Annotated in this window: 25 protein-coding genes; 9 read left to right on the top strand and 16 right to left on the bottom strand. The window is 72.3% G+C overall.

Going from position 1 to position 26,698, the window contains the following annotated elements; all coding sequences use genetic code 11:
• Positions 1–34: 34 nt before the first annotated feature.
• Positions 35–250 carry a helix-turn-helix transcriptional regulator gene (locus QQZ13_RS07505; protein ID WP_284528405.1) on the bottom strand — a complete coding sequence of 72 codons (216 nt, stop codon included), beginning with the start codon at positions 248–250 and terminating at the stop codon, positions 35–37.
• Positions 250–735, bottom strand: coding sequence for a DUF2975 domain-containing protein (locus QQZ13_RS07510; protein ID WP_284528406.1), 486 nt, complete (start codon positions 733–735; stop codon positions 250–252). The genes QQZ13_RS07505 and QQZ13_RS07510 overlap by 1 nt, the downstream gene beginning before the upstream one ends.
• A gap of 128 nt (positions 736–863) precedes the next feature.
• Between QQZ13_RS07510 and QQZ13_RS07515 the strand changes: the two genes are divergently transcribed.
• Positions 864–1,523 (top strand): DUF4328 domain-containing protein, encoded by a 660-nt coding sequence (locus tag QQZ13_RS07515; RefSeq protein ID WP_284528407.1) that lies wholly within the window; start codon positions 864–866, stop codon positions 1,521–1,523.
• On the opposite strand, the gene QQZ13_RS07520 is transcribed toward QQZ13_RS07515, so the two are convergent.
• Positions 1,486–2,490 carry a YafY family protein gene (locus QQZ13_RS07520; protein ID WP_284528408.1) on the bottom strand — a complete coding sequence of 335 codons (1,005 nt, stop codon included), beginning with the start codon at positions 2,488–2,490 and terminating at the stop codon, positions 1,486–1,488. The two genes, QQZ13_RS07515 and QQZ13_RS07520, sit on opposite strands and share 38 nt — an antisense overlap.
• 95 nt (positions 2,491–2,585) lie before the next feature.
• Between QQZ13_RS07520 and QQZ13_RS07525 the strand changes: the two genes are divergently transcribed.
• Complete coding sequence (locus QQZ13_RS07525) at positions 2,586–3,038, top strand: VOC family protein (RefSeq protein ID WP_284528409.1); 453 nt, start codon at positions 2,586–2,588, stop codon at positions 3,036–3,038.
• Here QQZ13_RS07525 and QQZ13_RS07530 read toward each other — a convergent pair.
• Both QQZ13_RS07530 and QQZ13_RS07535 read right to left on the bottom strand, forming a co-directional pair.
• Entirely contained in the window at positions 3,028–4,284 is a 1,257-nt protein-coding gene (locus QQZ13_RS07530; protein ID WP_284528410.1) for an MFS transporter, read from the bottom strand. The genes QQZ13_RS07525 and QQZ13_RS07530 overlap by 11 nt on opposite strands.
• Complete coding sequence (locus QQZ13_RS07535) at positions 4,277–4,861, bottom strand: TetR/AcrR family transcriptional regulator (RefSeq protein ID WP_284528411.1); 585 nt, start codon at positions 4,859–4,861, stop codon at positions 4,277–4,279. The genes QQZ13_RS07530 and QQZ13_RS07535 overlap by 8 nt, the downstream gene beginning before the upstream one ends.
• A gap of 47 nt (positions 4,862–4,908) precedes the next feature.
• Here QQZ13_RS07535 and QQZ13_RS07540 point away from each other — a divergent pair, with 47 nt between their 5' ends.
• On the top strand, positions 4,909–5,505 hold the full coding sequence (locus QQZ13_RS07540) for a GNAT family N-acetyltransferase (RefSeq protein ID WP_284528412.1): 597 nt from the start codon (positions 4,909–4,911) through the stop codon (positions 5,503–5,505).
• Here QQZ13_RS07540 and dnaB read toward each other — a convergent pair.
• On the bottom strand, positions 5,477–6,847 hold the full coding sequence (dnaB, locus tag QQZ13_RS07545; protein WP_284528413.1) for a replicative DNA helicase: 1,371 nt from the start codon (positions 6,845–6,847) through the stop codon (positions 5,477–5,479). The genes QQZ13_RS07540 and dnaB overlap by 29 nt on opposite strands.
• A 512-nt stretch (positions 6,848–7,359) precedes the next feature.
• On the opposite strand from dnaB, the gene QQZ13_RS07550 reads away from it, so the two are divergent.
• Both QQZ13_RS07550 and QQZ13_RS07555 read left to right on the top strand, forming a co-directional pair.
• Positions 7,360–8,295: a hypothetical protein gene (locus QQZ13_RS07550; protein WP_284528414.1), complete on the top strand. Its 936-nt coding sequence runs from the start codon at positions 7,360–7,362 to the stop codon at positions 8,293–8,295.
• Between the two features lie 97 nt (positions 8,296–8,392).
• The gene (locus tag QQZ13_RS07555; RefSeq protein WP_284528415.1) at positions 8,393–9,601 is read left to right on the top strand and encodes a chaplin family protein; all 1,209 of its coding nucleotides are present in this window, start codon (positions 8,393–8,395) and stop codon (positions 9,599–9,601) included.
• Between the two features lie 186 nt (positions 9,602–9,787).
• Here the strand turns inward: QQZ13_RS07555 and rplI are convergent, their stop codons facing one another.
• The 4 genes from rplI to rpsF form a co-directional block, all read right to left on the bottom strand.
• A complete protein-coding gene (gene rplI / locus QQZ13_RS07560; RefSeq protein WP_284528416.1) occupies positions 9,788–10,240 on the bottom strand; it encodes a 50S ribosomal protein L9 in 453 nt (150 codons plus the stop codon).
• Between the two features lie 12 nt (positions 10,241–10,252).
• Positions 10,253–10,507 (bottom strand): 30S ribosomal protein S18, encoded by a 255-nt coding sequence (gene rpsR / locus QQZ13_RS07565; RefSeq protein WP_005054609.1) that lies wholly within the window; start codon positions 10,505–10,507, stop codon positions 10,253–10,255.
• A 77-nt stretch (positions 10,508–10,584) separates the two neighbouring features.
• Positions 10,585–11,085, bottom strand: a complete 501-nt coding sequence (locus tag QQZ13_RS07570; protein ID WP_284528417.1) for a single-stranded DNA-binding protein — start codon at positions 11,083–11,085, stop codon at positions 10,585–10,587.
• 5 nt (positions 11,086–11,090) lie between these two features.
• Positions 11,091–11,429 (bottom strand): 30S ribosomal protein S6, encoded by a 339-nt coding sequence (rpsF, locus tag QQZ13_RS07575; RefSeq protein WP_284528807.1) that lies wholly within the window; start codon positions 11,427–11,429, stop codon positions 11,091–11,093.
• Between the two features lie 220 nt (positions 11,430–11,649).
• Between rpsF and QQZ13_RS07580 the strand changes: the two genes are divergently transcribed.
• Both QQZ13_RS07580 and QQZ13_RS07585 read left to right on the top strand, forming a co-directional pair.
• Entirely contained in the window at positions 11,650–12,648 is a 999-nt protein-coding gene (locus QQZ13_RS07580; RefSeq protein ID WP_284528418.1) for a hypothetical protein, read from the top strand.
• Positions 12,645–13,850, top strand: coding sequence for a hypothetical protein (locus QQZ13_RS07585; protein WP_284528419.1), 1,206 nt, complete (start codon positions 12,645–12,647; stop codon positions 13,848–13,850). The genes QQZ13_RS07580 and QQZ13_RS07585 overlap by 4 nt, the downstream gene beginning before the upstream one ends.
• Here QQZ13_RS07585 and QQZ13_RS07590 read toward each other — a convergent pair.
• The 6 genes from QQZ13_RS07590 to QQZ13_RS07615 form a co-directional block, all read right to left on the bottom strand.
• Positions 13,831–14,253 carry a DUF779 domain-containing protein gene (locus tag QQZ13_RS07590; protein ID WP_284528420.1) on the bottom strand — a complete coding sequence of 141 codons (423 nt, stop codon included), beginning with the start codon at positions 14,251–14,253 and terminating at the stop codon, positions 13,831–13,833. The two genes, QQZ13_RS07585 and QQZ13_RS07590, sit on opposite strands and share 20 nt — an antisense overlap.
• Before the next feature lie 133 nt (positions 14,254–14,386).
• On the bottom strand, positions 14,387–15,934 hold the full coding sequence (locus tag QQZ13_RS07595; protein WP_284528421.1) for an aldehyde dehydrogenase family protein: 1,548 nt from the start codon (positions 15,932–15,934) through the stop codon (positions 14,387–14,389).
• A gap of 201 nt (positions 15,935–16,135) precedes the next feature.
• Positions 16,136–18,271 (bottom strand): 4-alpha-glucanotransferase, encoded by a 2,136-nt coding sequence (gene malQ / locus QQZ13_RS07600; protein ID WP_284528422.1) that lies wholly within the window; start codon positions 18,269–18,271, stop codon positions 16,136–16,138.
• 64 nt (positions 18,272–18,335) lie between these two features.
• The gene (locus QQZ13_RS07605; protein WP_284528423.1) at positions 18,336–19,652 is read right to left on the bottom strand and encodes a GAF domain-containing protein; all 1,317 of its coding nucleotides are present in this window, start codon (positions 19,650–19,652) and stop codon (positions 18,336–18,338) included.
• Between the two features lie 108 nt (positions 19,653–19,760).
• Positions 19,761–21,206, bottom strand: a complete 1,446-nt coding sequence (locus QQZ13_RS07610; protein WP_284528424.1) for a CCA tRNA nucleotidyltransferase — start codon at positions 21,204–21,206, stop codon at positions 19,761–19,763.
• Between the two features lie 68 nt (positions 21,207–21,274).
• Positions 21,275–22,831 carry a methyltransferase gene (locus QQZ13_RS07615; RefSeq protein WP_284528425.1) on the bottom strand — a complete coding sequence of 519 codons (1,557 nt, stop codon included), beginning with the start codon at positions 22,829–22,831 and terminating at the stop codon, positions 21,275–21,277.
• A gap of 144 nt (positions 22,832–22,975) precedes the next feature.
• Between QQZ13_RS07615 and QQZ13_RS07620 the strand changes: the two genes are divergently transcribed.
• Entirely contained in the window at positions 22,976–25,081 is a 2,106-nt protein-coding gene (locus QQZ13_RS07620; RefSeq protein ID WP_284528426.1) for a DUF6049 family protein, read from the top strand.
• Positions 25,074–26,675, top strand: a complete 1,602-nt coding sequence (gene murJ, locus QQZ13_RS07625) for a murein biosynthesis integral membrane protein MurJ (protein WP_284528427.1) — start codon at positions 25,074–25,076, stop codon at positions 26,673–26,675. Before QQZ13_RS07620 ends, murJ begins: the two co-directional genes overlap by 8 nt.
• Positions 26,676–26,698 lie beyond the last annotated feature (23 nt).

Here is a 26,698-nt window from a genome sequence, read left to right on the forward strand (position 1 = left end):
TCATCCGAGGCGATCCCTCCGTCGGAACGTCAGCTCACTCGTCGTCGCCGGGTTCCCATCGCAGGAGGTCGCCGGGCTGACAGTCGAGTGCCTCGCACAGCGCGTCGAGCGTCGTGAAGCGGACCGCCTTCGCGCGCCCGTTCTTCAGCACCGCCAGGTTCGCGGGAGTGATCCCGACCCGCTCCGCCAGGGTCCCCACCGCCATCTTGCGTCGCGCGAGCATGACGTCGATGTCGATGACGATGGGCATCAGACCACCTCGTCCAGCTCCGCACGCAGCGTGCGCGCCTCGCTCTCCCGGTCGATCGCCTGGCGCAGCAGCGCCCTCATCACGACGACGACCAGCGCGACCCCGCCGAACACGAGCGCCGCGCCGCAGACGAGGCCGACCACCCCCGGGGCCGCCTCCCCCGCCGCCATCAGCGCCGCCAGCCCGAACACGACGACCGCTGCGGCCGCGAGGGACACGATGACGGCATCCACGTAGCCGAACGAGGACCGCGAGAACACCGACCCCTGCCGCACCTTCGTGAGCAGCTGCCAGACGCAGACTGCGATGACCTGCATCGCCCCGACGAACAGGGCGAGCAGGGTCACCAGGACCACCCGACGCCACAGCTCGGTGCCCTCGGTGTCTCGCCAGACGGCCGGAAGGATCATCGCCTCGACGATCACCGAACCGGCGAGCGCCAGCGCGATGATCCCGCGGAGGACCGCGATCGTGGGCTGAGTCATGACGACACCTCTCATCGATGGACGAGAGAAATCTATCGTTTATCGATCGATCTGGCAAGCGCGCGAGCGGCGATGCGCGCGCCTGTTAGTGTTCGGGCAAGCTCTCTCCCCCGACGACAGAGGACCCCGTGAGCGACTCCGTGACTCCCCCCGAGCCCGCGTTCCACACCGCCCAGGCGCCGCCCCCGGCGCGACCGATCCGCGGGCTCGCGGCCGCGGTCCGCTGGCTGATCGTCGCCGCCGCCGCGACCGCGGTTCTCACGATCGCCGTCGAGCTCTACGGCATCGTCGCGATCGACGCATTCCTCTCGGGCTCCGCCGAGCTCGGGGCGCTCGAGGCGTACGACGGCATGTTCCTGGGCGTCGCGATCCTGTCGCTGCTCGTGGTCGTTCCGGCCGGCATCTGCTGGGCCGTGTGGCAGTATCGCGCGGCCGCGTCGCTTCCCGCCGGGTCGGTGCGCCGCTCCCCCGGCTGGCACGCAGGGTCGTGGTTCATCCCGATCGTCGCGTGGTGGTTCCCGCTCCAGAACGTCTCTGATCTCGCCGGAGCGTCGCGTGCCGCACTGCGCCCGCCGATCCTCGGCGTGTGGTGGACGCTGTGGCTCGCATCCAGTGTCATCGGCACCGTCGGCGCGATGGTCATGCCGTCCTCGACTCTCCAGGAGATCGCCGCCGCCTCCGTCGTCTCCATCGTGAGCGAGGCGGCGCTCCTGGCCGCCGCTCCCCTCGCGTGGCTCATCGTCACGCGCATCACCGACGCGATCGAGCCCCAGCCGCCGGCACGGTGACCGCAGCCGCGTACCGTCCGGCGAGGGTCGCGAAGGCGGCGCGGAGCTCGGGCGGTCCGACCACGTCCATCGCCGCCTCGAACCGTCCGAACCACGCGGCGAGGGATCCCCACGACCACGACCCCGCCTCCAGCGTGCAGGTGTGCTCGTCGATCGCGGTGACCCGTCCTTCGCCGGCGAACGGCCGCACCTCGGGGGCCGGAAGGTGGAGGACGACGCTGCCGCGGCAGGGCCATTCGTTCACGTCCGAGCCCCGGAAGCGCGCAGCGACGAACTCGCCGACGTCGCCGCCCGGGACGGTCCGCGGCGCGAAGCGCGCTCCGTGGGGGATGCGCGGGCGGATGCGATCGGCACGGTAGAGCCGCCAGTCCTCACGGTCGAGGTCCCACGCGACGAGGTACCAGCGGCCCTCTGACGTGAGGAGGTGGTGGGGTTCGGCCCGCCGAGGAGTGAGCGTCTCCGTCTCCGCGTCGGCGCCGCCTCGCCCGGGATAGTCGAAGCGCAGCGTCTGGCGATCGCGGATCGTCTGAGCGAGCGCGACGAGGACCTCCAGCGAAACGGTGGCCGGCGTCGCCTCGCCGGGCTGCCGCACCGTCGTCACCAGGAGGCCGTCGAGGCGGTGGCGAAGCCGAGAAGGCATCACCTGACGCATCGTGCCCAGGGCGCGGATCGCCGCCTCGCCGATGCCCGCACCCAGGGCCGGGGCCGTCCGCAGCGCGATCGCCACGGCGAGCGCTTGGTCGTCGTCGAACAGGAGCGGTGGCAGCTCCTCGCCGGACTCCAGCCGGTATCCGCCGTCGGGACCCCGCGTCGCATGGATGCGGTACCCCATCTCACGCAGGCGCTCGATGTCCCTTCGGACCGTGCGATGACTGATCCCGAGCCGCGCGGCCAACACCGACCCCGGCCAGTCCCGCCGGGTCTGCAGCAGCGAGAGCACGGTGAGCAGCCTCTCCGTCGTCGCCATGCTGTTCACCCTAGATCCGATATAGGCCATGAACAGACCTATATGAGCGGAAGAGTCCGGACATCACCCTTCCGACCGCATCCTCCGGAGCACAGATGACCATCCAGACCACCACCCACCTCAACTTCCGCGGCGACGCGCGCCCGGCGCTCGAGTTCTACCAGTCCGTCTTCGGCGGCCATCTCGTCGTCACCAGCTACGGCGACGCGGGCATGCCCGCCGACCTGCCCGGAGCGGACGCAGTCCTCTTCGGTCTCGTCGCCGCCGACAGCGGCTTCCGCATCATGGGCTACGACATCCCCGGCGAGACCGAGGGAGGCATCGCCGGCGGCGGCGCGACCCGTCGCGAGCACGGCACGACGGTCACCGACCAGGCGATGTTCGTCTCCCTCGGCGCCGACAGCCTCGACGAACTGAAGGGCTACTGGGATGCACTGGCGTCCGGGGCCACGGTCGTCGAGCCGCTCGCCGCATCGGCGTGGAGCCCCGGGTTCGGCATGCTCACCGACCGCTTCGGTGTGACGTGGAGCGCCAGCGTCACCCGCTGACGGGTTCCGGGCCCTCGCCGTCGTGCGGGTCGGTCCGGTGGCGCAGGGGCGAGGCCCACGCGACGAGCGCCGCGATCGCGAAGAGCAGCGCGACGGGCACGAGCGCGGGCCTCTCCCCCACCACGCCGACGAAGATCCCCGCGAGCAGCGCGCCCGCGGCGGCCAGCGTCCTGTTGCCGGCTCGTCGGGTGGCGTTCGACCGACCGAGGATCCCGTCCGGGGTCAGTGTCTGCCACAGGTACTGCTCGGCGGCGTTCTCGGAGCCCATCGCCAGGCCCTGCAGGGCGAGCGCGACGAACAGCATCGCGGAACCCGCCGCGGTGCCGGGCGCCGCGACGACGAGCAGCCAGGCGATCGGGTACGCGCCGCGCGCGAGGATGATCGTGCGGCCCGCGCCGAGGCGGGTGCTGATCTGCGGGGCGAAGAAGGCGCCCACGAGGCTGGCGAATCCGAACACCGTGAGGAGCAGCCCGTAGGTGTACGCGGTGAACCCGAGTGCCCGGAGGGCGAGCAGGGACAGGACCGTCATCGCGGCACCGTTGGCGAGGAACCACACGTGCGTGGAGACGGTCAGCGGTCCGAGGATGCGCTGCCGATAGGTCCAGCGGAGTCCCTCCACGATGTCGGCCCGGAGATCGAGGCGCGTGCGGACGGCCGGTCGCTCCTGCACGCGGATGCCGGCGACGAGCACGGCGTCGACGAGATAGCTGACGGCGTTGACGACGATGGCGACGGGGGCGGAGAGGAGGCCGACGAGCGCACCCCCCACCGTGGGCCCGAGCGTCTGCGCCGCGGCATCGCTCTGGTCGAGGCGTGCGTTGGCCATGAGCAGACGGGAGCGCGGGACGAGCCGCGGCAGGAGGGACTGGGTGGCGGCGAAGCCGAAGACGGAGAACGCGCCGAACAGCAGCAGCGCGACGATGAGCATCCACGTCTGCAGGATGCCGGTGAACCAGAGCACGGGGATCGAGCCGAGAGACAGTGCCCGTCCCACGCTCGCCCACACCAGGATCGGCTTGCGTCGCCAGCGGTCGGTGTACACCCCGGCGATCAGTCCGAGCAGCGCGTACGGCACGAACTGCGCCGCGTTCACCAGCCCCACCTCGAGCGGCGTCGCCGCGAGCAGCTGCACGACGAGCACCGGCATCGCCACGGCGGTGACCGTCGCCCCGAACGAGCTGATGGTCGCCGCCGCCCAGTAGCGCGCGAACGCGCCGGGCGGGTGCGTCTCCGGACGATCAGGCATGCACGTGGACGGCGAGCAGAGCGTCGAGCAGGGCGGTCTGGCGCTCCGGCGGGTAGGCGTCGGGGTCGAGCACGGCCTGGACCGTCATGCCGAGGACGAACGCGTGCAGGGTCTGCGTGATCCGATCGACGCTCTCGTCGTCGCGCTCCCCGCCCGCGAGGGAGTCCGTCACGAGGGCGGCGATCTTCTTGCGGCTGGCGCGGTATCGTTCGGCGTGCTCGGCGGCATGCCGCTCGTCGGCGAGGGCGGCATCCCACGACGAGACCCAGATGCGGTTCGCCGTGCGCGAGGCCTCGTCGAGGGGGAGCATGCCGCGCAGGGCGGCCCGCAGCGCGGCGAGCCCGGGCGGGGCCGCGGGGCGTTCGCGGGCCCCCGATCTGTCCGCCAGCAGCTCCAGGGCGAAGCTCGTCAGCTCCCGCTTCGTCGGGAAGTAGTGCGTGACGATGCCGGTGGTGCCGTCGAGTTCCCGCGCGACGGCGCGCATCGACAGTCCCGCGAAGCCGGCCTGGTCGAGGACGCGCCACACCGCCGCCGCGACATCCTCTCGCCGGCGCTGGTGCGCATCGGGCCCGGTCACCGGCTCAGTATGGACGACATAACGAGTGTTATGCAAGGCTGTGGGCCATGTTCCGACTCGACCTCGGCCCGAGCGCCCACCTGCGACCCCTCGAGGTCTGGCACGCCGAGGAGTTCGCCGAGCACCTCGACCGCGCGCGGGAGCACATCCGCCCCTGGGTCGGCCCCTCGTTCGTCACCACCTCCGTCGACGGTGCCGCCGCGACGCTGGCGCGCTACGCGAACACCGCCGCCGGCGACGGAGGGCGCCTCTACGGAATCTGGGTCGACGACGTGCTGCGAGGCGGGGTGATGTTCGTGAGCTTCAGCGCGGCCGCCGGGGTGTGCGAGATCGGCTGCTGGCTCGAGCCCGCCGCCGAGGGACGAGGGCTCGTCACCCGCGCGGTCACCGCCCTCCTCGACTGGGCCCTGATCGAGCGCGGCCTCAACCGGGCCGAGTGGCGCTGTCGAGCCGACAACGTCCGCAGTGCGGCGGTCGCCGAGCGGGTCGGGATGCGCCTCGAGGGCACCCTGCGCGGGGCGTGGCTCAACGGCGGAGCCTTCCACGACAAGCAGGTGTGGGCGATCCTCCGCTCCGAGCACGCCGCCCTCCGTTCCCGGACGCCGGCGTCTGCGCCTACTGGAAGTCGCCCGCCATATCGGTGAAGCGGGAGAAGTGGCCCTGGAAGGCGACGGTGATCGTGTCGGTGGGGCCGTTGCGGTGCTTGGCGACGATGAGGTCGGCCTCGCCCGCGCGTGGGCTGTCCTTCTCGTACGCGGCCTCGCGGTGGAGCAGGATGACGATGTCGGCGTCCTGCTCGATCGAGCCCGACTCACGCAGGTCGCTGATCGCGGGCTTCTTGTCGGCGCGCTGCTCGGCACCACGGTTCAGCTGCGACAGCGCGATCACCGGCACCTGCAGCTCCTTGGCGAGGAGCTTGAGCGCGCGCGAGAACTCCGAGACCTCCTGCTGGCGGGACTCGACGCGCTTTCCGCTGGTCATGAGCTGCAGGTAGTCGATGACGACCATCTTCAGTCCGACGCGCTGCTTGAGCTTGCGGCACTTGGCGCGGATCTCGACGAGCGTCATGTTGGGGCTGTCGTCGATGTAGAGCGGGGCGTCGTTGATACGACCCCGCGTCGAGGCGATCGTCGTCCAGTCGCGGCTGTCGAGGTTTCCCTTGCGCATGCTCTGCAGCGGCACAGCGCCCTCGGCGCTCATGAGGCGCATGGCGATCTCGCTCTTGCCCATCTCGAGGGAGAAGAAGATCGTCGGCTGGTTGTTCTTGATGGCCGATGCCCGCGCGAAGTCGAGCGCGAGCGTCGACTTTCCCATGGCGGGTCGGGCGGCGACGACGATCATCTGGCCGCCGTGGAGGCCGTTGGTGAGCTGGTCGAGCCCCGCGAACCCGGTGGGGATGCCGGTCATCTGTCCGTCGCGGCCCCGCGCGGCCTCGATCTCCTCGACGGCGGCGTCGACGGCGATCTGGAGCGGCACGTAGTCCTCGGCCTGCTCGGCGCCGGTGACCGAGTAGATCTCGGCCTGTGCGTTGTTGACGAGGTCGAGCGCATCGCCCTGCCCGTTGTAGCCCATCTGCACGATGCGCGTGCCGGCCTCGACGAGGCGGCGCAGCAGCGCGCGCTCCCGGACGATCGAGGCGTAGTAGGCGGCGTTGGCCGCCGTGGGCACGATGGAGGTGAGCGAGTGGAGGTAGTCGGCGCCGCCGGAGCGCTGCAGATCGCCGGTCTTGATCAGCTCATCGGTGACGGCGATGACGTCGGTCGGCTCGCCGTGCGAGTACAGCGAGAGGATCGCTTCGAAGATGAGCTCGTGCTTGGGCACGTAGAAGTCGGTGCTGCGCAGCGCCTCGATGACATCCGCCACCGCGTCGCCCGACAGGAGCATGCCGCCCAGGGTGCTCTGCTCGGCGAGAAGGTCGTGCGGCGGAGTGCGATCGGGTTCGCGCCGTCCACCGAGGCGCTCTTCCGAGATGTCGGCGATCGACATGCACACTCCTTCCACGGCCCTCACTCACCGAGCCTCACGACACGCTAGGCAGGGGGTCTGACAGTCGCAAACCGGCCTGTGGATAACTGTGTGGACAAGATGCGCGAAACGCCGGAGAGGCTGTGTACAGATCCTGTGGAAAACGCCCGGGAAATCGCTTCCATCGTTTCCCTTTTTCCCTTTGGGTCTGGGCTTTTACTTCCCACAGCCTGTGGACGACGAAGCTGTGTGAAGTGCCGCTTGAAGGTTGCGCCTTCTGGGGATGGCTGGGGACAACCGAGGGTATGTCGTCGTCGTTTGTCAAGTACGAAATCGCCCCGTCCTGCACCATCTTCGTCACTTCCAGCGCTCGCGCCGGGGCTCATCCCGGCACGGTGAATCACTTTCGGCGAATTTTCGCAACCCCCCTAGACAACCTCCGCCCCGCGGTCCTATTTTCGAGCGCACCAGGCACCCCTAACGCAGCCTCACCCCCCGGGGCTGTGACGACGTCGATTGCGACGGAGGTGAACGTGGACACGGTGCGACCGCTCGGTCCGGCCCTTCGGGTCAGGCTGCTGCTGAGCGCCATCGGCGTGGCCGTGGGCTGGCTCGCGCTGTCGTTCGCGCTCGGAACGGGTGCCACGGCCAGCCACGCGGCTGACGACGACGGGTCGGGCGGCCTGCTGGGCACGCTCGTCGACACGGTCGAGGACGCCGCCGGCGTCCTCCCGGACGACGTGGCCGAGCCCGACGTCGAGGTCGTCAACACCGTCGAGAAGGTCGCCGCGAAGACGGTCACGAAGGTCGCGGAGCCGGTTCGCTCCGTCGAGAAGGCGAAGCCCGTCGAGAAGGTCACGGACGCAGTCTCGAGCACGGTCGAGAAGACTGTCGGCAGGGTCCCGGTGGTCGCCGACGTGGTCGACGACCTGGGCGTGACCGAGCTGGTCGACGCCGTCGGCGATGCGACGAGCGATGTCGTCGAGGAAGTCGGCGGTGCTCTCGACGAGGCCGTCGACGTCATCGTCACCTCCCCGGTCGTCGAGCCCGTCTCCCCCGGCGAGACGACCGATCCCCCCGGCCCCGCTGCGTCGGCGGGTGGCCCCGGCACCTCCGCGTCCGCGCCCGCGGGTCCCCCCACCCCGGGTGCCATCGCTACCGCGGAAGTCCCTTCGGTGCCGGCGACGTGGCGCGCGGTCGAGGCGGCACCTGCCGCGTCGACCGCCGCCACGTCCGCAGGGCGCGCCGACCAGCCGGGACGTCATCCTGCCGCGCCCTCGTCAGCGCCGGCGACGGCCCCCCTCGCTTCTCTGATCTCCTCGGGCTCTTCCGGAGCTTTCGCCGCGGCCGGATTCGTTCCGTCCTCCGCCCCGCCGCACGCGCACAACGCCTGGTTGCGCGGCAGCGGGAACGACGACGAGAACGGACCTCCCGGACCGCCCGCCGCCCCTGACGTCGCTCCCGACTGAGCCGGTCCCCTCGCGCCCCCGCATCCGCGGCCCCGGCGCGAAGACGCATCGGCGTGCGCTCGCGCGCCGGTAACCGACTCAGCACAAGGAGAGAATCATGCGGAAATTCATCACGCGCGCCCTGTGGGGCACGCTGCTGGCGGGCGGCCTCACGCTCGCCGGCGCCTCGGTCGCGATGGCGGCCGAAACCGACGGCGACGACGGGTTGCTGTCGGGCACGCAAGCACTCATCGACGTCGCCGTCCCCGTCACGGTCGAGGGCAACAGCATCTCGATCCTCGGCGACTCCTCATCGGAGTCGACCGCCGACACCGACAGCGACAGCGATTCCTCGGCGGGGGAGTCGGCGACCACGAGCGGCTCCGACGGCACCGCGTCGGGCACGCAGGCGCTGGTCTCCGTGAGCGTCCCCGTCACCGTCGAGGACACGGCGGTCTCCGTCGTCGGCGACAGCTCGTCGTCGCGCAGCGGAGACGAGGGCGACGCGGCGAGCGAGCCGGCACAGCCGAGCGAGCAGGCGTCGACCTCCGGCGAGGACGGCACCGCGTCGGGCACGCAGGCCGTCGTGCCGGTGTCCGTGCCGGTGACGGTGGGCGGAAACGCCATCTCCGTCCTCGGCGACAGTGAGAGCACCTCGACCGGCACCAGCGGCACCGGTGGCTCGAGCGGTGGAGACGCCACCGACGCCACCACCGGCGGCGAGGACGGCACCCTCTCGGGCAGCCAGGTCATCGCACCGGTCGACGTGCCGATCACCGTCAGCGGCAACGCCATCTCCGTCCTCGGCGACAGCGAGAGCACCGCGACCGGCACCAGCGGCACCGGTGGCACGAGCGACGGTGGTGACACCACCGGCGCCACCACGGACGGGACCGACGGCGCCGCGTCGGGCACGCAGGTCATCGCACCGGTCGGCCTGCCGATCACCGTGGGCGGGAACGCCATCTCGGTCATCGGCGACACCACGACCACGACCCCCGGTGCGACCGACCCGACCGATCCGACCGATCCGACGGACCCGACCGACCCGACGGACCCGACCGATCCGACGGACCCGACCGACCCGACGGACCCGACCGATCCGACGGACCCGACCGATCCGACGGAACCGACTGACCAGGGCGCCTCTCCCGGCTCGAGCACGCCGAACGGCGGCGGGACGACCGTCGTCGGCTCCCCGTCGGCGTCGGGCGACGCGGTCGTCCTCGCCGAGACGGGTGGCGGTTCGGTCCTGCCGATCGCACTGCTCGCCGCCCTCCTCCTGATCGCGGGCGGGGTGATGCGCATGACGCGTCGCACGGCCTGACCGACCTCGGGGATGCCGGCACTGCCTGGTCCGGCATCCCCGACCCCTCGTCGGGAACACGGGACGGCCGCGGATTCGGTCCCGCGGCGACGGTCCTCGCGCTCCCGGCCGGCCGGGAATCGGGGCGCCCGGAAAAGCGGAAGGGCCGCGGGATCTCTCCCGCGGCCCTTCTGTCTCACCGGCGAATCACTTCGCGGCGACCACCTGGAGGGTGATCACGGCGGTGAGGTCGTCACGCAGGCGAACGGTCGCCTCGTGCTCGCCCACCGACTTGATCGTCGAGGTGATGTGGATCTTGCGCTTGTCGAGGTCGCCCAGACCGGCGGCCTTGACGGCGTCGGCCACGTCGGCGGTCTTCACCGAGCCGAACAGGCGGCCCTCGGCACCGGCCTTGACGGCCAGCTTCACCTTGGTGGACTCGAGCGCGTCCTTGAGCGCCACGGCCTCTTCGTGGTCGTGGATCGCGCGGGACTCGCGGGCGGCGCGGATGGACGCCACCTGCTTCTCGCCACCGCGGGTCCAGGCCACTGCGAAGCCCTGGGGGATGAGGTAGTTGCGGGCGTACCCGTTCTTGACCTCGATGACGTCACCGGCGCTTCCGAGCCCGGCAACCTCGTTCGTGAGAATCAGCTTTGCCATGATGGGTGCTCCTTAGCGGCCGGCGCCGGCGTAGGGCAGGAGCGCCATCTCGCGCGCGTTCTTGATCGCCTTGGCGATCAGACGCTGCTCCTGCACCGAGACACCGGTGATACGACGGGCGCGGATCTTCCCGCGCTCCGAGATGAACTTGCGGAGGGTTGCGACGTCCTTGTAGTCGATGACGCCGACGCGGATCGCCTTCGCGGGAGCGGCGTTCTTCGCGCCCTTCCGCGGCTTGCGGCGATCGCCGGTAGCCTTTCCAGCCATGTGTCTTCCTTAAGTGATGAGTTCGGGCGTTTCGTCTCGCGCCTGCGGCGCTCGCTCAACGACCGGGAGAGTGTTGATCAGAACGGGGTGTCGTCGCCGTAGCCGGCGCCGGGAGCGCTCCACGCGTCCGGGGCAGCGGAGCCGGGGGTCGCCCACGGCTCCTCCTGCTGCACCTGAGGACGCGACTGGCCACCACCACCACCGCCACCGCCGGAGGCGGCGCGGGTGACCTGGGCGGTCGCGTAGCGCAGCGAGGGGCCGATCTCGTCGACCTCCAGCTCGATCGCCGTGCGGTTGTTGCCCTCGCGGTCCTGGTAGGAGCGCTGCTTCAGACGGCCGGTCGCGATGACCCGCATGCCCTTGGTGAGCGAACCGGCCACGTGCTCGGCGAACTCGCGCCAGACCGACGCGCGCAGGAACAGCGCTTCGCCGTCCTTCCACTCGTTCGCCTGACGGTCGAAGTTGCGCGGAGTCGACGCGATCGTGAAGTTCGCGACGGGCAGGCCGTTCTGCGTGTAGCGCAGCTCGGGGTCTGCCGTGAGGTTGCCCACGACGGTGATGACGGTCTCGCCGGCCATCGTCGTTACGCCTTCGCAGCCTTGCGGGCGGCCTTGGCCTCGGCACGCTCCTTCTCGGCGGCGACCTGAGCGATCGCCTCCTCGGCGCGGAGGACCTTGGTGCGCATGATCTGCTCGTTCAGCTTCAGCTGACGGTCGAGCTCCTGCGTGGCGGCGCTGGTGGCGGTGAAGTTGACGACGGCGTAGATGCCCTCGTTCTTCTTCTGGATCTCGTACGCGAGACGGCGCTTGCCCCACACGTCGACGTTGTCGATCGAGCCACCATCTGCGGTGATGACCTTCAGGAAACCGTCGAGCTTGGGAGCGACCTGGCGCTCGTCGACCTCGGGGTCAAGGATGACCATGAGTTCGTACTGGTGCGTGTGCGTCACTAACCCACCTCCTTCGGACTAGAACGGATGCCGGGCGGTTCCCGGCATCAGGAGGGTTGATGCACGTGTCGCGGACTTCCGCACACAGGGGTGCAGCCGGACAACCACAACAGTCTAGCCGACGCCCGGTCAGAGGCCCAATCGGCGATGTCGGCGCCCCGGCGCGCGGGTGCGGGCCCGGTAGCGTGGCGACATGGAGTGGACTGCGGACGTCTCGGCCGGTGACTGGCTGCGCGAGCGGCTCGACGACGTCGAGGCGTGGAGCGGCAGCATGCACGGCGTCGTGCCGCGGGGGTTCGCCGCCTACGCGCGCGTGTTCCATCCCGCCTCGCGCGACCGGCCCGTCGGCGCGGAATGGCCGGCGCAGCCGTACTCCGACCACCGGGCGTGGGACGCGTTCCACGCGGCGCACCCCGACGTCGAGGTGCGCGAGGAGCGCGTGGACTGGGCGACCACCGCCGCCGCGATGGGCGCGACGATGCACCCGCTGGCGCAGTGGGGGAGCCTCGTCGGGATCGACCGGTACGCGAACCGCGAGAACGACCCGCGGGATGCGGAGGGCTGGCGCTACCACGACCCCGAGGAGGGCGGGATGCCGGCGGACGTGTCCGCCGCGCTGCGGGAGGTGCTGCGGGGTCACACCGCGACGCCCGCGGACGGCTACGCCGCGCTCTGGGAGGGCTACGGCGGCCTCGTCGGGCACCTGGGGACCTCGCCGTCGCGCACCTTCCTGCAGATCGGCGACGGCGACCCCGAGCTCGACCGGCACAACGCGATGCTCGGCCGCTCCTTCACCGACCGCTTCAACAACGTCTTCCGGCGCCAGACCTGGCAGGAGGGCATCCTCGACCGCACCGTGTCGGAGGGCCCGCGCCTGGAACTCCCCGGACGCCGTCACGTGCTCTTCGTCGGCGACCTCGCTGAGCTGGCATCACCGGACTGGGAGCTCCACGTCCCGTGGCGCGATCGGATCTCGGAGGAGCACGGGTTCCCGCCCAGCGCGCAGAGTCCGAGCATCGTGTGGCCCGCCGATCGCGCGTGGGTGTCGGTCAGCGAGGTGGACTACGACACCACGATCGTCGGCGGCTCCCCGGAGCTGGTGGCCGCACTGGCCGCCGACCCGAGACTGGAAGCGCACGAGATCCCCGCCGACGCCTCGCTCTCCTTCGACGCCGACGAGGTGAACCGATGACCGCGCCCCTGCCGTTCGACGCCCGTCCGCTGGTGGAGCCGGTCGACCGGGCCACCGCCCGCGCCTATGTGAAGGAGCTCCGCCGCACCGGCCGGGCCCCCGCCGGCATCGGGACGGCGGGGATCGTCGTCGGCATCGTGGTCGGCGCCGTCTTCCTCTTCATGTTCGGAAGCGTCTTCGTCGGGATCATCGGCAGCATGTTCGCGATGCTCTCCAGCCCGGGCTTCGGCGGCACGGGTGCGGGCGTCTTCGCCGTCGTGCCGCTGGTGTTCGTGGTCCTCGTGCTCGTCGGGATCGGCTTCGGCGCCTGGCGCCTGCTGAACGGCAGCGGCGCCGAGCGGTGGTACCGCCTCGACCGCTTCGCCCGGGCCAACGGGATGACGTGGCATCCGGTGTCGGACAATCCGCCGCTGCCGGGCATGGTCTTCGGGCAGGGGAGTGCCCGGAAGGCCACCGACGTCGTGCGCGGCGCGCGGCCGCGGTTCGTCGAGTTCGGCAACTACCAGTACACGACCGGATCGGGGAAGAACCGCACCACCCATCACTGGGGGTACGTCGCGGTGAAGCTGTCGACGCCGCTGCCGCACATCGTGCTGGACGCCACGAGCAACAACGCGCTGTTCGGCTCGAACCTGCCCGCGTCGTTCGACCGCGACCAGCGGCTGAGCCTCGAGGGCGACTTCGACAGGCACTTCGCGCTCTACTGCCCCACGGGGTACGAGGCGGATGCGCTCTACCTCTTCACGCCCGACATCATGGCCCGCTTCATCGACCACGCCGCCGCCCTCGACGTCGAGATCGTCGACGACTGGATGTTCCTGTACGCCAAGCGGCAGTTCTCGACGCTCGATCCCGGCACGTGGGCGTGGCTGTTCTCGGTCGTCGGGGCGTTCCTCGACAAGTTCGCGCAGTGGGAGCGGTGGCGCGACGACCGTCTCACCGCCGGAGCCGGGGCCGGGACCGCCGGATCGGTGCCCGCCGGCTCGCCGGCCGGGGTCGCCACTCCGGACGGGGCGACGCCGCTGCCGTTCGCCGCGCCGACCGCCCTGCTCCGCCCGCCGCCGGGGGTCGCTCCGCAGGGGCGGCGGCTCAAGCGGGGAGTGCCGTGGGGCGCGATCATCGTCGTCGCGGTGTTCGTCGGGATCTGGCTGCTGATGCAGAGCGGCCTGCTCGGCGCGATCCTCACCGGCTTCGCGCGCTGACGGCCCCCGGGCCGAGCCCGAAGTGCTCGAGCTCGGCCTCGGTGAGCATGCGCGAGCGGACGATGAAGCGCATGCCCGTCGGGCCCTCGACGCTGAATCCCGCCCCGCGGCCGGGCACGACGTCGATCGTGAGGTGCGTGTACTTCCAGTACTCGAACTGCGCCTCCGAGATGAAGACGTCGATCGGGTCGTCGAGGCCGACGTCCAGCGCGTCGAGCTTCACGTCGCTCGGTCCTGTCAGGAACATGCCGACGGGGTAGCACATGGGTGCGCTGCCGTCGCAGCATCCTCCCGACTGGTGGAACATCAGCGGGCCGTGCTGCAGGGTGAGCGTCCGCAGCAGCGCCGCCGCGTCGTCGGTCACATCGACCCGGGTGTAGCGGTCGGCATCGGTCGTCGTCATGGCATCCTCCTGTTCGCCCGTGGGTAGGGCACCATGTCCCACTTTCGGTCGATTTGCGGGAGGTCGACCGACCGAAAGTGGGACATGCTTCGCCGATAGTGGGACATGACCTGCGGGAGCAGGCGGGCTGAGCTCAGAAGAAGCCCATCGCGCCTTCGGCGTAGGAGACGAGCAGGTTCTTCGTCTGCTGGTAGTGGTCGAGCATCTTCAGGTGGTTCTCGCGGCCGATGCCCGACTGCTTGTACCCCCCGAACGCGGCGTGCGCGGGGTACTGGTGGTAGGTGTTCGTCCACACGCGGCCGGCCTCGATCCCGCGCCCGGCGCGGTACATCGTGTCGGCCGAGCGGCTCCACACGCCCGCGCCGAGGCCGTAGAGGGTGTCGTTGGCGATCGACAGCGCGTCGTCGAAGTCGTCGAAGCTCGTGACCGACACCACCGGCCCGAAGATCTCCTCCTGGAAGATGCGCATGTCGTTGGTGCCCTCGAAGACCGTCGGCGCGACGTAGTAGCCGCCGCTCAGCTCGCCGCCGAGGTCGACCCGCTCACCGCCGGCCAGCAGCTTCGCGCCGCCCGCCTTGCCGATGTCGATGTAGGACAGGATCTTCTCCAGCTGGTCGTTCGAGGCCTGCGCGCCGATCATGGTCGCCGGGTCGAGGGGGTTCCCCTGCACGATCTTGCCGACGCGCTCCAGGCCGTCGGCGAGGAATCCGTCGTAGATCGAGCGCTGGATGAGCGCGCGCGAGGGGCACGTGCACACCTCGCCCTGGTTGAGGGCGAAGAACGTGAAGCCCTCCAGCGCCTTGTCGTAGTAGGCGTCCTTGTCGCGGGCGACGTCCTCGAAGAACACGTTCGCGCTCTTGCCGCCGAGCTCGAGGGTCACCGGGATGAGGTTCTGCGACGCGTACTGCATGATGAGGCGCCCGGTCGTGGTCTCGCCGGTGAAGGCGACCTTGCGGATGCGCTTGTGCTGGGCCAGCGGCGCCCCCGCCTCGATGCCGAAGCCGTTGACGATGTTGACGACGCCGGCGGGCAGCAGGTCCCCGATGATCTCGAAGAGGAAGAGGATCGACGCCGGGGTCTGCTCGGCCGGCTTGAGCACGACGCAGTTGCCGGCGGCGAGCGCGGGAGCGAGCTTCCAGGTGGCCATGAGGATCGGGAAGTTCCACGGGATGATCTGCCCCACGACGCCCAGCGGCTCGTGGAAGTGGTAGGCCACCGTGTCTTCGTCGATCTGGCTGAGGCTGCCCTCCTGTGCGCGCAGGACGCCCGCGAAGTAGCGGAAGTGGTCGACGGCGAGCGGGATGTCGGCGGCGAGGGTCTCGCGCACCGGCTTCCCGTTCTCCCAGGTCTCGGCGACCGCGATCTTCTCGAGGTTCTGCTCCATGCGATCGGCGATCTTGTTGAGGATCACCGCGCGCTCGGCGGGCGTCGTCCGCTTCCAGGAGTCGAACGCCTTCCACGCGACGTCGACGGCGCGGTCGATGTCCTCCACGGTGCCGCGCCCGACCTCGGTGAACGGCTTGCCGGTGACGGGCGTGATGTTCTCGAAGTACCCGCCCTTGATCGGCTCGACGAACTCGCCGCCGATGTAGTGCCCGTACCGGGCGCGGTACTCGGCGACCGAGCCGCGCTGGCCGGGTGCGGCGTAGACGCTCGAGACGCCCTCTTCGACGATGGTCATGTTGTCTCCTTCGACGGCATGAGTCGCGGCAGCTGTGCCGCGTTCGGATGCCGACGACGCTAGGTCGCGCAACGTTGCATCCCGTTGCGCCGCGCCCCCCCCGGTCGTTGAGCGAGGGAGCGCAGCGACCGAGACGAAACGCGGCCCGACCCCCGGTCGTTGAGCGAGGGCGCGCACCGACCGAGACGAAACGCGCGACCGCTACAGGGCGCGGTCGACCGCCGAGAGCAGCGAGGTGAAGCGCGGGTTCCCCGCGAGGTCGTCCAGGAGCACCGCACGACCGGCGGAGTCCGCCAGCGGCACCTGCCAGTTGGGGTACTCCTTGTCGGTGCCCGGCTGGTTCTGCACGCGACGTTCGCCGACCGCGTCGACGAGCGCCACGCCCAGGAGCACCGAGGGCGACGCGGTGATCAGGACGTTCAGCGCCTCGATCACCTCCTCCTCGGTCGGCGCCTCGCCGAGCAGGCCCCGCTCGCGCAGGAGGGCGAGCATCGCGGCGCGCTCCTGCACGGCGTCGGCGAGCTCCTCGGCCACCGGACGCGTCAGGAGCCCCAGGCGCGCACGCAGCGCGACGTGCTCGTCGGCGAGGTATCCCGCCGTCGGCGGCAGGTCGTGCGTGTTCACGGTGGCCAGCAGCGATCTCCGGTACTGCTCGGGCGGCCGGAACCCGTCGCCCTCGCGCTCGAACCACAGCACGCTCGTGCCGAGGATGCCGCGGGCGGACAGGTAGTCGCGCACCCACGGCTCGACGTTGCCGAGGTCCTCTCCGATGAGCACGGCTCCGGCGCGGTGCGCCTCGAGCGCCAGCACGCCGATCATCGCCTCGTGGTCGTAGCGCACGTAGGTCCCGGCGCCTGCGCCGAGGCCGGCCGGGATCCACCACAGCCGGAACAGGCCGATGACGTGATCGATCCGCAGCGCGCCGGCGTGACGCAGGAGCGTGCGGATCATGTCGCGCAGCGGCGCGTAGCCGGCGCGGGCGAGGGCGCCCGGGAGCCACGGCGGCTGGTTCCAGTTCTGGCCCTGCTGGTTGTACATGTCCGGCGGCGCGCCGACCGTGATCCCGGGCGCGTACATGTCGTGGAGCGACCACGCGTCCGACCCCTTGGTGTGCACGCCGACGGCGAGATCGTGCATGACGCCGATCGCCATGCCGGATGCCGTCGCCGCCGCCTGCGCGCCCCGGGCCTGCTCATCGGCGATCCACTGCAGCCACACGTGGAACGCGACCCGCCCCGCCAGCTCGGCGCGCAGCCGCGTGACGAGGGCGGAGCGGATGTCCCACGCCTCGTCGGGGCGCACCGTCCCGGCGAAGTGCTCCTCGAGCGCGCACCAGAGCGCGAAGTCCTGCAGGGGCTGCCCGCCCGCCGCCGAGAACGCCGCGAGCTCGGCGGCCCTGCCCGGCGACCGCGGTACGGCGAAGATCGTCTCGAGCGCGGTGCGCTTGGCCGCCCACACGGCGTCGCGGTCGATGCGATCCGCGTCGTCGTCGGCAGCCGCGACGGCCGCCCGCGCCGCCTCGATCGCGGCGCGCCCGGCGGCGCTCAGGTACGCGGACTCGCGGATGTCCTCGGGCCGCAGGTACAGCGGGGCGAGGAAGCGGCGGGTGGCCGGCAGATAGGGCGACGGCTCGATCGGGCTCGTGACCTCGGCCGCGTGCAGCGGATTGACCAGGAGGAAGTCCGCCCCCCGGGCCCCGGCGACGGCGGCCAGGTCGCCGAGGTCGGCGAAGTCGCCCATGCCCCAGGAGGCACGGGAGCGCACCGAATAGATCTGCGCCATGAGACCCCACCCGCGGTCGCGGCCGGGACGCGTCGGGGGATCGGGCAGCCGCTCGGGCGTGATGACCAGCGGCGACGACGCCGTGCGATCCGGCTCGCCGCCGCCGAAGGGCCGCTGCCACGCGTGCACGGTGTGCCAGCCGAGCGGGAGGTCCGCCGGCAGGGGCACCTCGACCCGCCACGTCAGCACGCCGCCGACCAGCCGCGCCGCCGGACGCTGCTCGGGGATCGGGAGCTCCCGCCAGCCGCCGTCCTCCAGCGCGACGGCCGCGGTGACGTCGTGCCCGTCGGCGACGTGGAGCAGCAGCGCGCGGACGCCCGGTCGCGTCACGAGCGACGGCGGCAGCAGGTCGCGCCACGGGCCCTCGTCGACGTCGGCCAGCGCGGCCTCCACCTCGGCATCGGTCCGCGGGTCGACGCCCATGGCGCGCAGCACCGTGCGGAGGGTCTCGGCGGGCACCGTCACCCGGTCGCCGAAGAACGACCAGTACGCGGTGGCGACACCGTGCGCCTCGGCGAGGGCGGTGAGCGCGGGGCTCGGGTGCTCGTCGGTCATGTCGGTCCCTCCGTCTGGGCCCATCCTGCCAGGCGAAGGGCTTCAGGCTGCCAGGCGCGAGGCGTCAGGCCTGCAGGCGCTCGATCCGCGCGACGAGGCCCGCGCGCTTGGGGGAGCGGGCGGGGAGCATGCTGAGCGCGAGGCTCAGCACCTCGGCATCGTCCGCTCCGTCGTCGGTGTCGGCGTACGCGAGCAGCACGTCGACCGAGGCCTCGGCCAGGAGCGCCTCGCGCAGGGCCAGTCGCACGGTGTCGCGGAACTCCTCCACGCCGGGCGCGAAGGAGTCGGGCAGCACCCGGCCCCGGTAGGCGGCGAGCGCGACGCGGTGCGCGCCGCGGTCGAGGAGCGAGATCACCTGGTGCGCGTCGGTCTCGAGGTCCGCCGGCAATCGGTACGGGCGTGAGGTGGGCACCAGATGCGGCGCGGTGCGCTCGAGCGCCTTGCGCAGTCGCACCAGTTCCGGGCGCAGCGTCGCCTCGGCGTCCTCTCCGTAGACGAGCTCGGCGAGCCGCTCGGACGACAGGCCCTGCCGGTGCACGGCCAGCATGAGGAGGATCTCGGCATGGCGGGCGGACAGCTCGGTGATCGACTCGCCCGACGCCCCCGAGACCTCCAGCAGCGCCCGGTCCCGCCCGAGCACGCGCAGCACATTGCGCTCGGGCGACCGCAACGCGGTGCGCCGGACGGGCACCGGCGCGGTGGCGGCGGACCTCGCCCGCAGCCGCGCGACGAGGAGCTCGCTCTCGATCGCGCGGGCGGTCGCGTCGACGAGCAGCTGGGCCTGCGGCGTCGCGGCATCGGTGCCGCCGGTCACGTCGATCAGGCCGACGACGCGGCGGGTCTCGGGGTCGTGCAGCGGAGCGGCCGTGCACGACCAGGGCTGCACGAGACGGTTGTAATGCTCCGCGCCGTGGATCTGCACCGACCGGTCGAGGGCCAGCGCGGTGCCCGGCGCCGAGGTGCCCACGGCCTGCTCGGACCAGTTGGCGCCCTCCACGAATCCCATGGCGCCGGTGAGCGACCGCACATGACGGTCGCCTTCGATCCAGAGCAGCCGCCCCGCGGCATCCCCGACGGCGACGATCACGCCCGAGTCCGAGTCCGGGGCGAGGAGGGCCCGCACCATGTCCATCGCCCCGGCGAGCGGGTGCGCGCTGCGGTAGGCCTCGAGCTCCTCGGCGGTGAGATCGACGGGCGGTGCGCCCTCGGCGCCCACGAGGTGCGCCAGCGAGCGTCGCCACGAGTCCCGCACCAGCGGGCGCACGTCGGCGAGGCGGGGATCGCCGACGTTGCCGACGACCAGCTCCTCGTGCGCGCGCTCGATGAGCAGACGCGATGTCTCGGGTGAGACCTCGCGCCGTGACGACCACGACGAGGGCACGGCGCTCCCTTCACCGGTGAGGGACGGCTTCGGCGGCCGGCGACGGGCATCGACCGCGAGTGCCCCCAGTGTAGGTCGCGCCACGGCGCCACGGGCAGGGGATCGCGCTCAGCCCCGCGCGGCCCACCATTCGCGGAGCCTCTGCTCCGCCACCTCGGGGCCGACGATGCCCTCGTCGAGGCGCAGGTCCAGCAGGAACCGGTACGCGGCGCCCACCTCGGGCCCGGGGCGCAGTCCGAGGATCTCCTGGATGCGGTTGCCGTCGAGCTCGGGACGCATCGCGTCCAGCTCCTCCTGGGCGGCGAGCTCCGCGATGCGGCGCTCGATGTCGTCGTACGCGGCGCGCAGGATGGCGGCCTTCCGCCGGTTGCGGGTGGTGACGTCGGCGCGGGTGAGGATGTGGAGGCGTTCGAGCTCGGCCCCGGCGTCGCGGACGTAGCGGCGCACGGCCGAGTCGGTCCAGGCGCCCTCCGAGTAGCCGAAGAACCTCAGGTGCTGCTCGATCAGCTGGGTGACCGACGTGATCGTCGCCGCGTCGAACCGCAGCGCGTTGAGCCGCTTGCGGGCCAGCCGCGCCCCCTTCGCGTCGTGGTGGTGGAAGCTCACGCCCCCGCCGGGCTCCAGGCGCCGGGTCGCCGGCTTGCCGATGTCGTGGAGGAGCGCCGCGAGCCGCAGCGGCACGTCGGGCTCGGTGCCCGGATGCCGAGTGCGCTCCAGCTCGATGGCCTGACGCAGCACCGTCAGGGAGTGCTCGTAGACGTCCTTGTGATGGTGGTGCTCGTCGACCTCGAGCTGCAGGGCCGGGACTTCGGGGAGGAACTCCCCGGCGAGCCCGGTCTCGACGAGCAGCCGGATCCCGCGCACCGGGTCGTCCGCCTGCAGGAGCTTGACGAGCTCGCCCTGGATCCGCTCGGCGCTGACGATGCGGAGCGTGTCGCGCAGCCGCGCCATGGCCTCGAGCGTCTCGGGAGCCACCGTGAACCCCAGCTGCGCGGCGAAGCGGGCCGCGCGCAGCATGCGCAGCGGGTCGTCGCCGAAGCTCACCTGCGGGTCGCTCGGCGTGCGCAGAACCCCGGCGACGAGGTCCTCCACGCCGCCGGTGGGGTCGACGAGGGTGGGACCGGGGATCCGCAGCGCCATCGCGTTGACCGTGAAGTCGCGGCGCACGAGGTCCTGCTCGAGGGTGTCGCCGAACTCGACGGTCGGCTTGCGGGTCACGCCGTCGTAGCTGTCGGCGCGGTAGGTGGTGATCTCCACCTGCTCGGCGCGCCCGCTGCCGGCATCGCGGATCTTGGCCCCGATCGTGCCGAACTCGCGCCCCACGTCCCATGTCGCCGAGGCGATCGGCTTCACGATCCGGAGGATGTCGTCGGGGCGCGCGTCGGTGGTGTAGTCGAGGTCGTGCGTGGTGCGTCCGATGAGCGCGTCGCGCACGGGCCCGCCGACGAGGGCCAGCTCGAACCCGGCCGCGGCGAACGCCTCGCCGAGCGTCGCGGTGACCGGCGACGCGGCGAGCGCGCCGATCCGGGCGAGGCCCTCGGCCATGTTGAGCATGCGTCGAGCCTACCGATCGGGCGGGCCGCATCCCGGCTCGCCCGGGCTCCGGGACGGGCCGGCCGGGGTCAGGCGAACGCCAGGAAGCCGGTGAAGACGAGCTCGCGCACGCGCGGCAGGAGGTCGGCGGCCAGGTCGGCGCCGTCGACCTCGAGGAGCTCGGCGATCGCCGCGATGAGCACGCCGACGGCGAGGTCCCCGTCGCACGCGCCGACGAGCGCGGCCAGGGCCGGGTCGACCTCCAGCGTGCGGCCGAGGCCGCCGCCCTGGCGCAGCTCGATGACGCTCGGGCTCTCGGCCCCCGGCATGTGATGGCGCGCCTCCGTCACGTCGCCCGCGACGGTGAGGACCGCGGCGGAGAGCGCGGCGTCGTCGAGCGCGGAGAGGCGCTGCCAGGCGGTGACCGCCGCGAGCAGGTGCGGTCCGAGCGCGCCGCCGACCGGCTGGGGCGAGCGCTCGTAGCGCGCGAGCGTCGAGGAGCCCGACGCGGGCCGGTGCAGCAGCAGGTATCCGAAGCCGATCGCGGTCACCCCGCGCGCGGCGAAGTCCTCGAGCCAGGCCTGCACCATCCGGGCGTACGCGGGCGTGCCCGGGACGGTGCCGCCGTCGCGCACCCACAGCTCCGCGTAGGCGAGGGGATCCAGCCGCTCGCGCTCGATCACCCACGCGTCCAGCGGCACGGGCGAGGATTCGACCCATCCGCGCACCCGGCGCAGGCCGTCGCCGTCGTCGCCGTCGCGGTACTCCCAGTTGCCGAGCAGCTGCGCGGCGCCGCCGGGCGCCAGCACGGTGCCCACCTGCGAGACGAACGCCTCGATCAGCGCGTCGCCCGCGTAGCCGGCGTCGCGGTACTCGTACTCCGGGACGCCGGCGCTGCGCGGCGTGATGACGAACGGCGGGTTCGAGACGACCCGGTCGAACTGCTCGCCGGCGACGGGCTCGAACAGGCTTCCGTGGCGGGTCTCGATGCCGGTGACGCCGTTGAGGAGCGCGTTGAGCTCGGTGAACCGCAGCGCCCGCGACGAGACGTCGGTCGCGACGACGCGATCGGCGTAGTGGCGTGCCCGCAGCGCCTGGATGCCGCAGCCGGTGCCGACGTCGAGCACCCGCCCGGCCGGCGCCGGCAGCTGCAGCCCGGCGAGGGTCAGCGAGGCGCCGCCCACCCCGAGCACGTGATCGGTCGGGAGCACGCCGCCCGTGCGCGCCGCGAGCGCCGCCTCGTCGAGGTCGCTGGCGATCCACCAGTGGCCGGCACCGGCCTCGTCGGCCACGTCCTGGGGACGCACGAGCGCCGACGGGACGACCAGGCCCTCCTCGACGGTCGCCAGGTGCAGCGACACCAGCCCGGCCACCCCGCATCGGGGCAGCGCCGCGTCCACGGCATCGACCTCGGTCGGCACGCCCAGGAAGAGCAGTCGCGCCAGCACCGCGAGGGCGTCGCCGGCCCCCCGTCGCCCGAGGGCGGCCAGCGCCGGCCCGGTCAGACCGTGGCCGACGGCCTCGTCCGCGAGCGGACCCCAGCCGTCCCGCACCGCATCGGCCGTGTAGCCGGCGTCGCCGAGATCCGCGCGGAGCGCCGCGCACCGATCCGGGTCGGGGGCGGGCTCGGCAAGCGCAGCTGTCACGCCCCCATTCAACCCCAGCATCGGCCGGGGCACCGGCGCGCCGCCGGGGAGACGGGCTCCCACGGCCCGTCTCAGGGGGAACGCAGGGCCGGAACCATAGAATGCGTGCAGTCGTGCGGTCATGGATCGCACACCTCTGCTGCCATGACCATGACACCCCCTGCCTCCGCGGCGCACGGCGCTCGTCGCCCGAGCGCGCCCCGCACGACCCGCCGCCGCGGCGCGGGCGCCCGGGTGATGGCCCGGGCCGCGGCCGCGCTGGCCGCCGCCGCGATCCTTTCGCTCCTGACGGTCGGCGTCTCGCCCTCGGTCGCGCAGGCCGCCGCCCCGCAGGTGCCCTCGGCGCTGTCCTTCCGGGTCGCTGCCGAGGACGACGGCGTCATCGCGGCCGACGGGGAACTGCGCGTCGCCCTGTCGGTGGTCAACCAGACGAGCACGGCGGTGCCGGCCGCACCGGCCGCCGTCGCCGTCGGCCGCGCCCCGCTCGCCTCGCGCAGCGCCGTCGCGGCGTGGCTCGAGGGCTCCAGCTCGCCGTCGCTGCGCCGTGTCGGATCCGAGCAGCTCGCCACCGTGCCCTCGCTGTCGTCGGTGACGGCGACGACCACCGTGGACGTCGGCGACGACCTCGCCCCCGGCGTGTACGCGCTCCGCGCGACGTACGCGTCGTCCCAGGGCACCCTCGTCGCCCGCGGTGTCTGGGTCGTCCCCGACGAGGACGCCGGGCAGATCGCGGTCGTGGTGCCGATCACCGCCGGCCCGCTCACCTCGGGCCTGCTGAGCGCCGAGGAGCTCGCGACGCTGACCGCCGAGGACGGGAGCCTGCGCACCCAGCTCGACGCCGTCACCGGCACCGACGCCGTCCTGGCGGTCGACCCGGCGATCGTGGCGGCGATCCGCGTGCTCGGGACCACCGCCCCCGCGTCGGCGACGGAATGGCTGGACGATCTGCTGGCCCTGCGCAACTCCCGCTTCGCGCTGCAGTTCGGCGATGCCGACCTCGCCACGCAGTTCGCTGCCGAGCTGGCCGCTCCCCTCACCATCCCCACCCTCGCGCCCTCGCTCGTGGCCGCCGGGGCCGTCCCGCCCACGCCGGACGCCACGGCCACCCCTGGTGCGGAGGAGCCGGCCACGCCCGATGTCGAGACGCTCACCGACATCGGGGAGTCCCGCTCCGACGTCTTCTGGCCGGCCGACGGGACGGCGGGCTCCGACCTCCTCGCGTGGCTCGACGCCCAGGGCGACGACCCTCTCACGATCGTCGCGTCCGATGCCGTCGACGGCGAGGAGGGACCGCGGGCGCGCGCCGGCGAGGCCGAGCTCCTGGTGCACGACGCCGCCGTCTCGGACGCGCTCCTCACGGCGAGCACGGCGCCGCGCCGCATCGACCGGTCGGCGGCCCTGGCCACGGCGTCGGCGTTCGCGTCGTTCGCCGACGGCGGCGCACCCCTCCTCGTCACCGTCGGACGCGCCGACGATCGCACGCCCCTCGCGCTGCGGACCGCCGTGCGCGCCGCCGTGGGCCTCGACGGCCGCGAGGCCATCGGACTGGACGCGCTGATCGCCACGGGCCCCGGCTCGGCGGTCACCGCCGACGCCGTCGAGCCCGACGACCGCCGGGCGGGCGTTCTCGAGGGCTTCCTCGACGACGAGCGGGAGCTCAACCGGTTCGCGTCGATCCTGGAGGATCCCGCCGTGCTGACGGCACCCGAGCGCGCGGCGGTGCTGCAGCTGATCGGCACCGCCTGGCGCGACCACCCCGATGCGTGGGACGTCGCCGTCGGCGCCCACCGGGAGGCGACCGACGCGACCCTCGACGCGGTGCGGATCGTGCCGTCGCCCGACGTCAACCTGCTCGGCTCGAGCGCCCCGCTGACGTTCTCCGTGCGCAACGACCTGCCCTGGCCGGTGACGCTCGTGCTCGTGACCGAGCCCAACGACCCCCGCCTCGTCGTGCAGGCCACCACCGAGGTGGCCGCCGGGGCCGAGCAGACCACCCGCGTCGACGTGCCCGTGCAGGCCCGGGTGGGAAGCGGCGAGTCGAGCATCGACCTGCATCTGCGGAGCACCTCCATGGTTCCGATCGGCGAGACCACGACGATCGTGGTCACCGTGCGGGCGGAGTGGGAGACGGTCGGGATCGTCGTCATGGCCGTGCTCGTCGGCGGGCTGTTCGTGCTCGGCGTGATCCGCACGGTCATGCGTCTGCGGCGCGGCACGGCCCCCGCCTCCGACGGGCGGTCCGATGGCTAGCCTCGGCCGCGCCAGCGCACTCATCGGCGCCGGCACGCTCGTCTCGCGCGTGACCGGCCTGATTCGCAACGTCGTCCTCGTCGGGGCGCTCGGCGTCGTCCCCTCCGCGGCCTTCGACGCGTTCGGCGTGGCCAACCAGCTCCCCAACAGCATCTTCGCCCTGATCTCGTCGGGCCTGCTGGCGGGGGTCATCGTGCCCCAGATCGTGAAGGCGGTCCGCACCCACGACGACCGCGGCAGCGCGTTCGTCTCGAAGCTGCTCACCCTCGGCGTCGTCACGCTCGCGGCGGTGACCGCCGTGGCGATGGTCGCCGCGCCGCTGCTCGTGCTCATCTACGGGGGGCGGTTCTCGGCCGACGGACGCGCGCTCGCGCTCGCGCTCGCGTACTGGTGCCTGCCGCAGCTGTTCTTCTACGGCCTCTACGCCCTGGTCGGCGAGGTCCTCAACGCCCGGCGGATCTTCGGCCCCTACGCGTGGTCCCCCATCATCAACAACATCGTCTCGATCGCCGGGTTCGGGGCCTTCATCTGGCTGTTCGGGCTCCGTCGCTCCGCGACCGGGTGGACGCCCGAGATGATCGCGCTGCTGGGCGGCACCGCGACGCTCGGCATCGTGCTGCAGGCCGTCGTGCTGCTGCTGTTCTGGCGGCGGGCGGGGCTCACCGTGCGGGCGGACTTCCGGTGGCGCGGCATCGGGCTCGGCCACATCGGCCGGCTGGCGGGGTGGACCTTCCTCATGGTCGTCGTGGGGCAGGTGGCGGGCGCCGTGCAGGCGAACCTCGTCGGCTCGGCCTCCGGTCTGGGCGCCGCCAACGGCGCCATGCAGACGGCCTGGCTGCTGTTCATGCTGCCGTTCTCGGTGATCGTGATCTCCCTCGGCACCCCGTACTACACGCAGCTGAGCGAGCACGTCGCCGAGGGGCGCACCGACGCCGTCACCGCCGACCTCTCGACGCTCACCCGCACGATCGGCGTGTTTATGGTCGGCGTCCTGGGGGCCATGGTCGCGGCCATCGTGCCCCTGTCGGCGATCTTCGCCGACCACCCCGACGAGGCGGTGGCGCTCGCCTGGGTGCTCGGCGCCTTCCTCGTGGCGCTGCTGCCGCTGTCGTTCCAGTTCGGCATCCAGCGCACGTTCTACGCCCTCGGCGACACCCGCACGCCGTTCCTCTACACCGTGGTGCAGGCGGTCCTCGTCGTCCTCACCTCCGTCGTCGGCTTCCTCGTGCTGCCCGCGCCGTGGCTCGCGGTCGGGATCGCCCTCGGCCAGTCCCTGGCCAACATCGTGCAGTTCGCCCTCGCGGTCGCGCTCCTGCGTCGCAAGCTCGGCCCCCTCGGCCTGGGCGGCGCGGCCCGCTCGGTGCTGCGCTTCCTCGCGGCCGCGGTCCCCGCGACCGGCGCCGGATGGCTCGCGTTCGAGCTGCTGGGGGGCGCCGCCGGCTGGCCCGCGTCCGATCGCCTGGCCGGGTTCCTCGCCGCCGCGCTCATCGGCCTTCTGACGCTGTGCGTGTACGTCCTGTTCCTGGCCCTCCTCCGCGCCCCGGAGCTGCGCACCGCGCTCCAGGCGGTCCGCCGGTTCCTCCCGGGCCGCTGACCGGCGCGGAGCGGCGCCGAGCC

It is taken from the genome of Microbacterium sp. T2.11-28, from assembly GCF_950097975.1.
GTDB lineage: Bacteria > Actinomycetota > Actinomycetes > Actinomycetales > Microbacteriaceae > Microbacterium.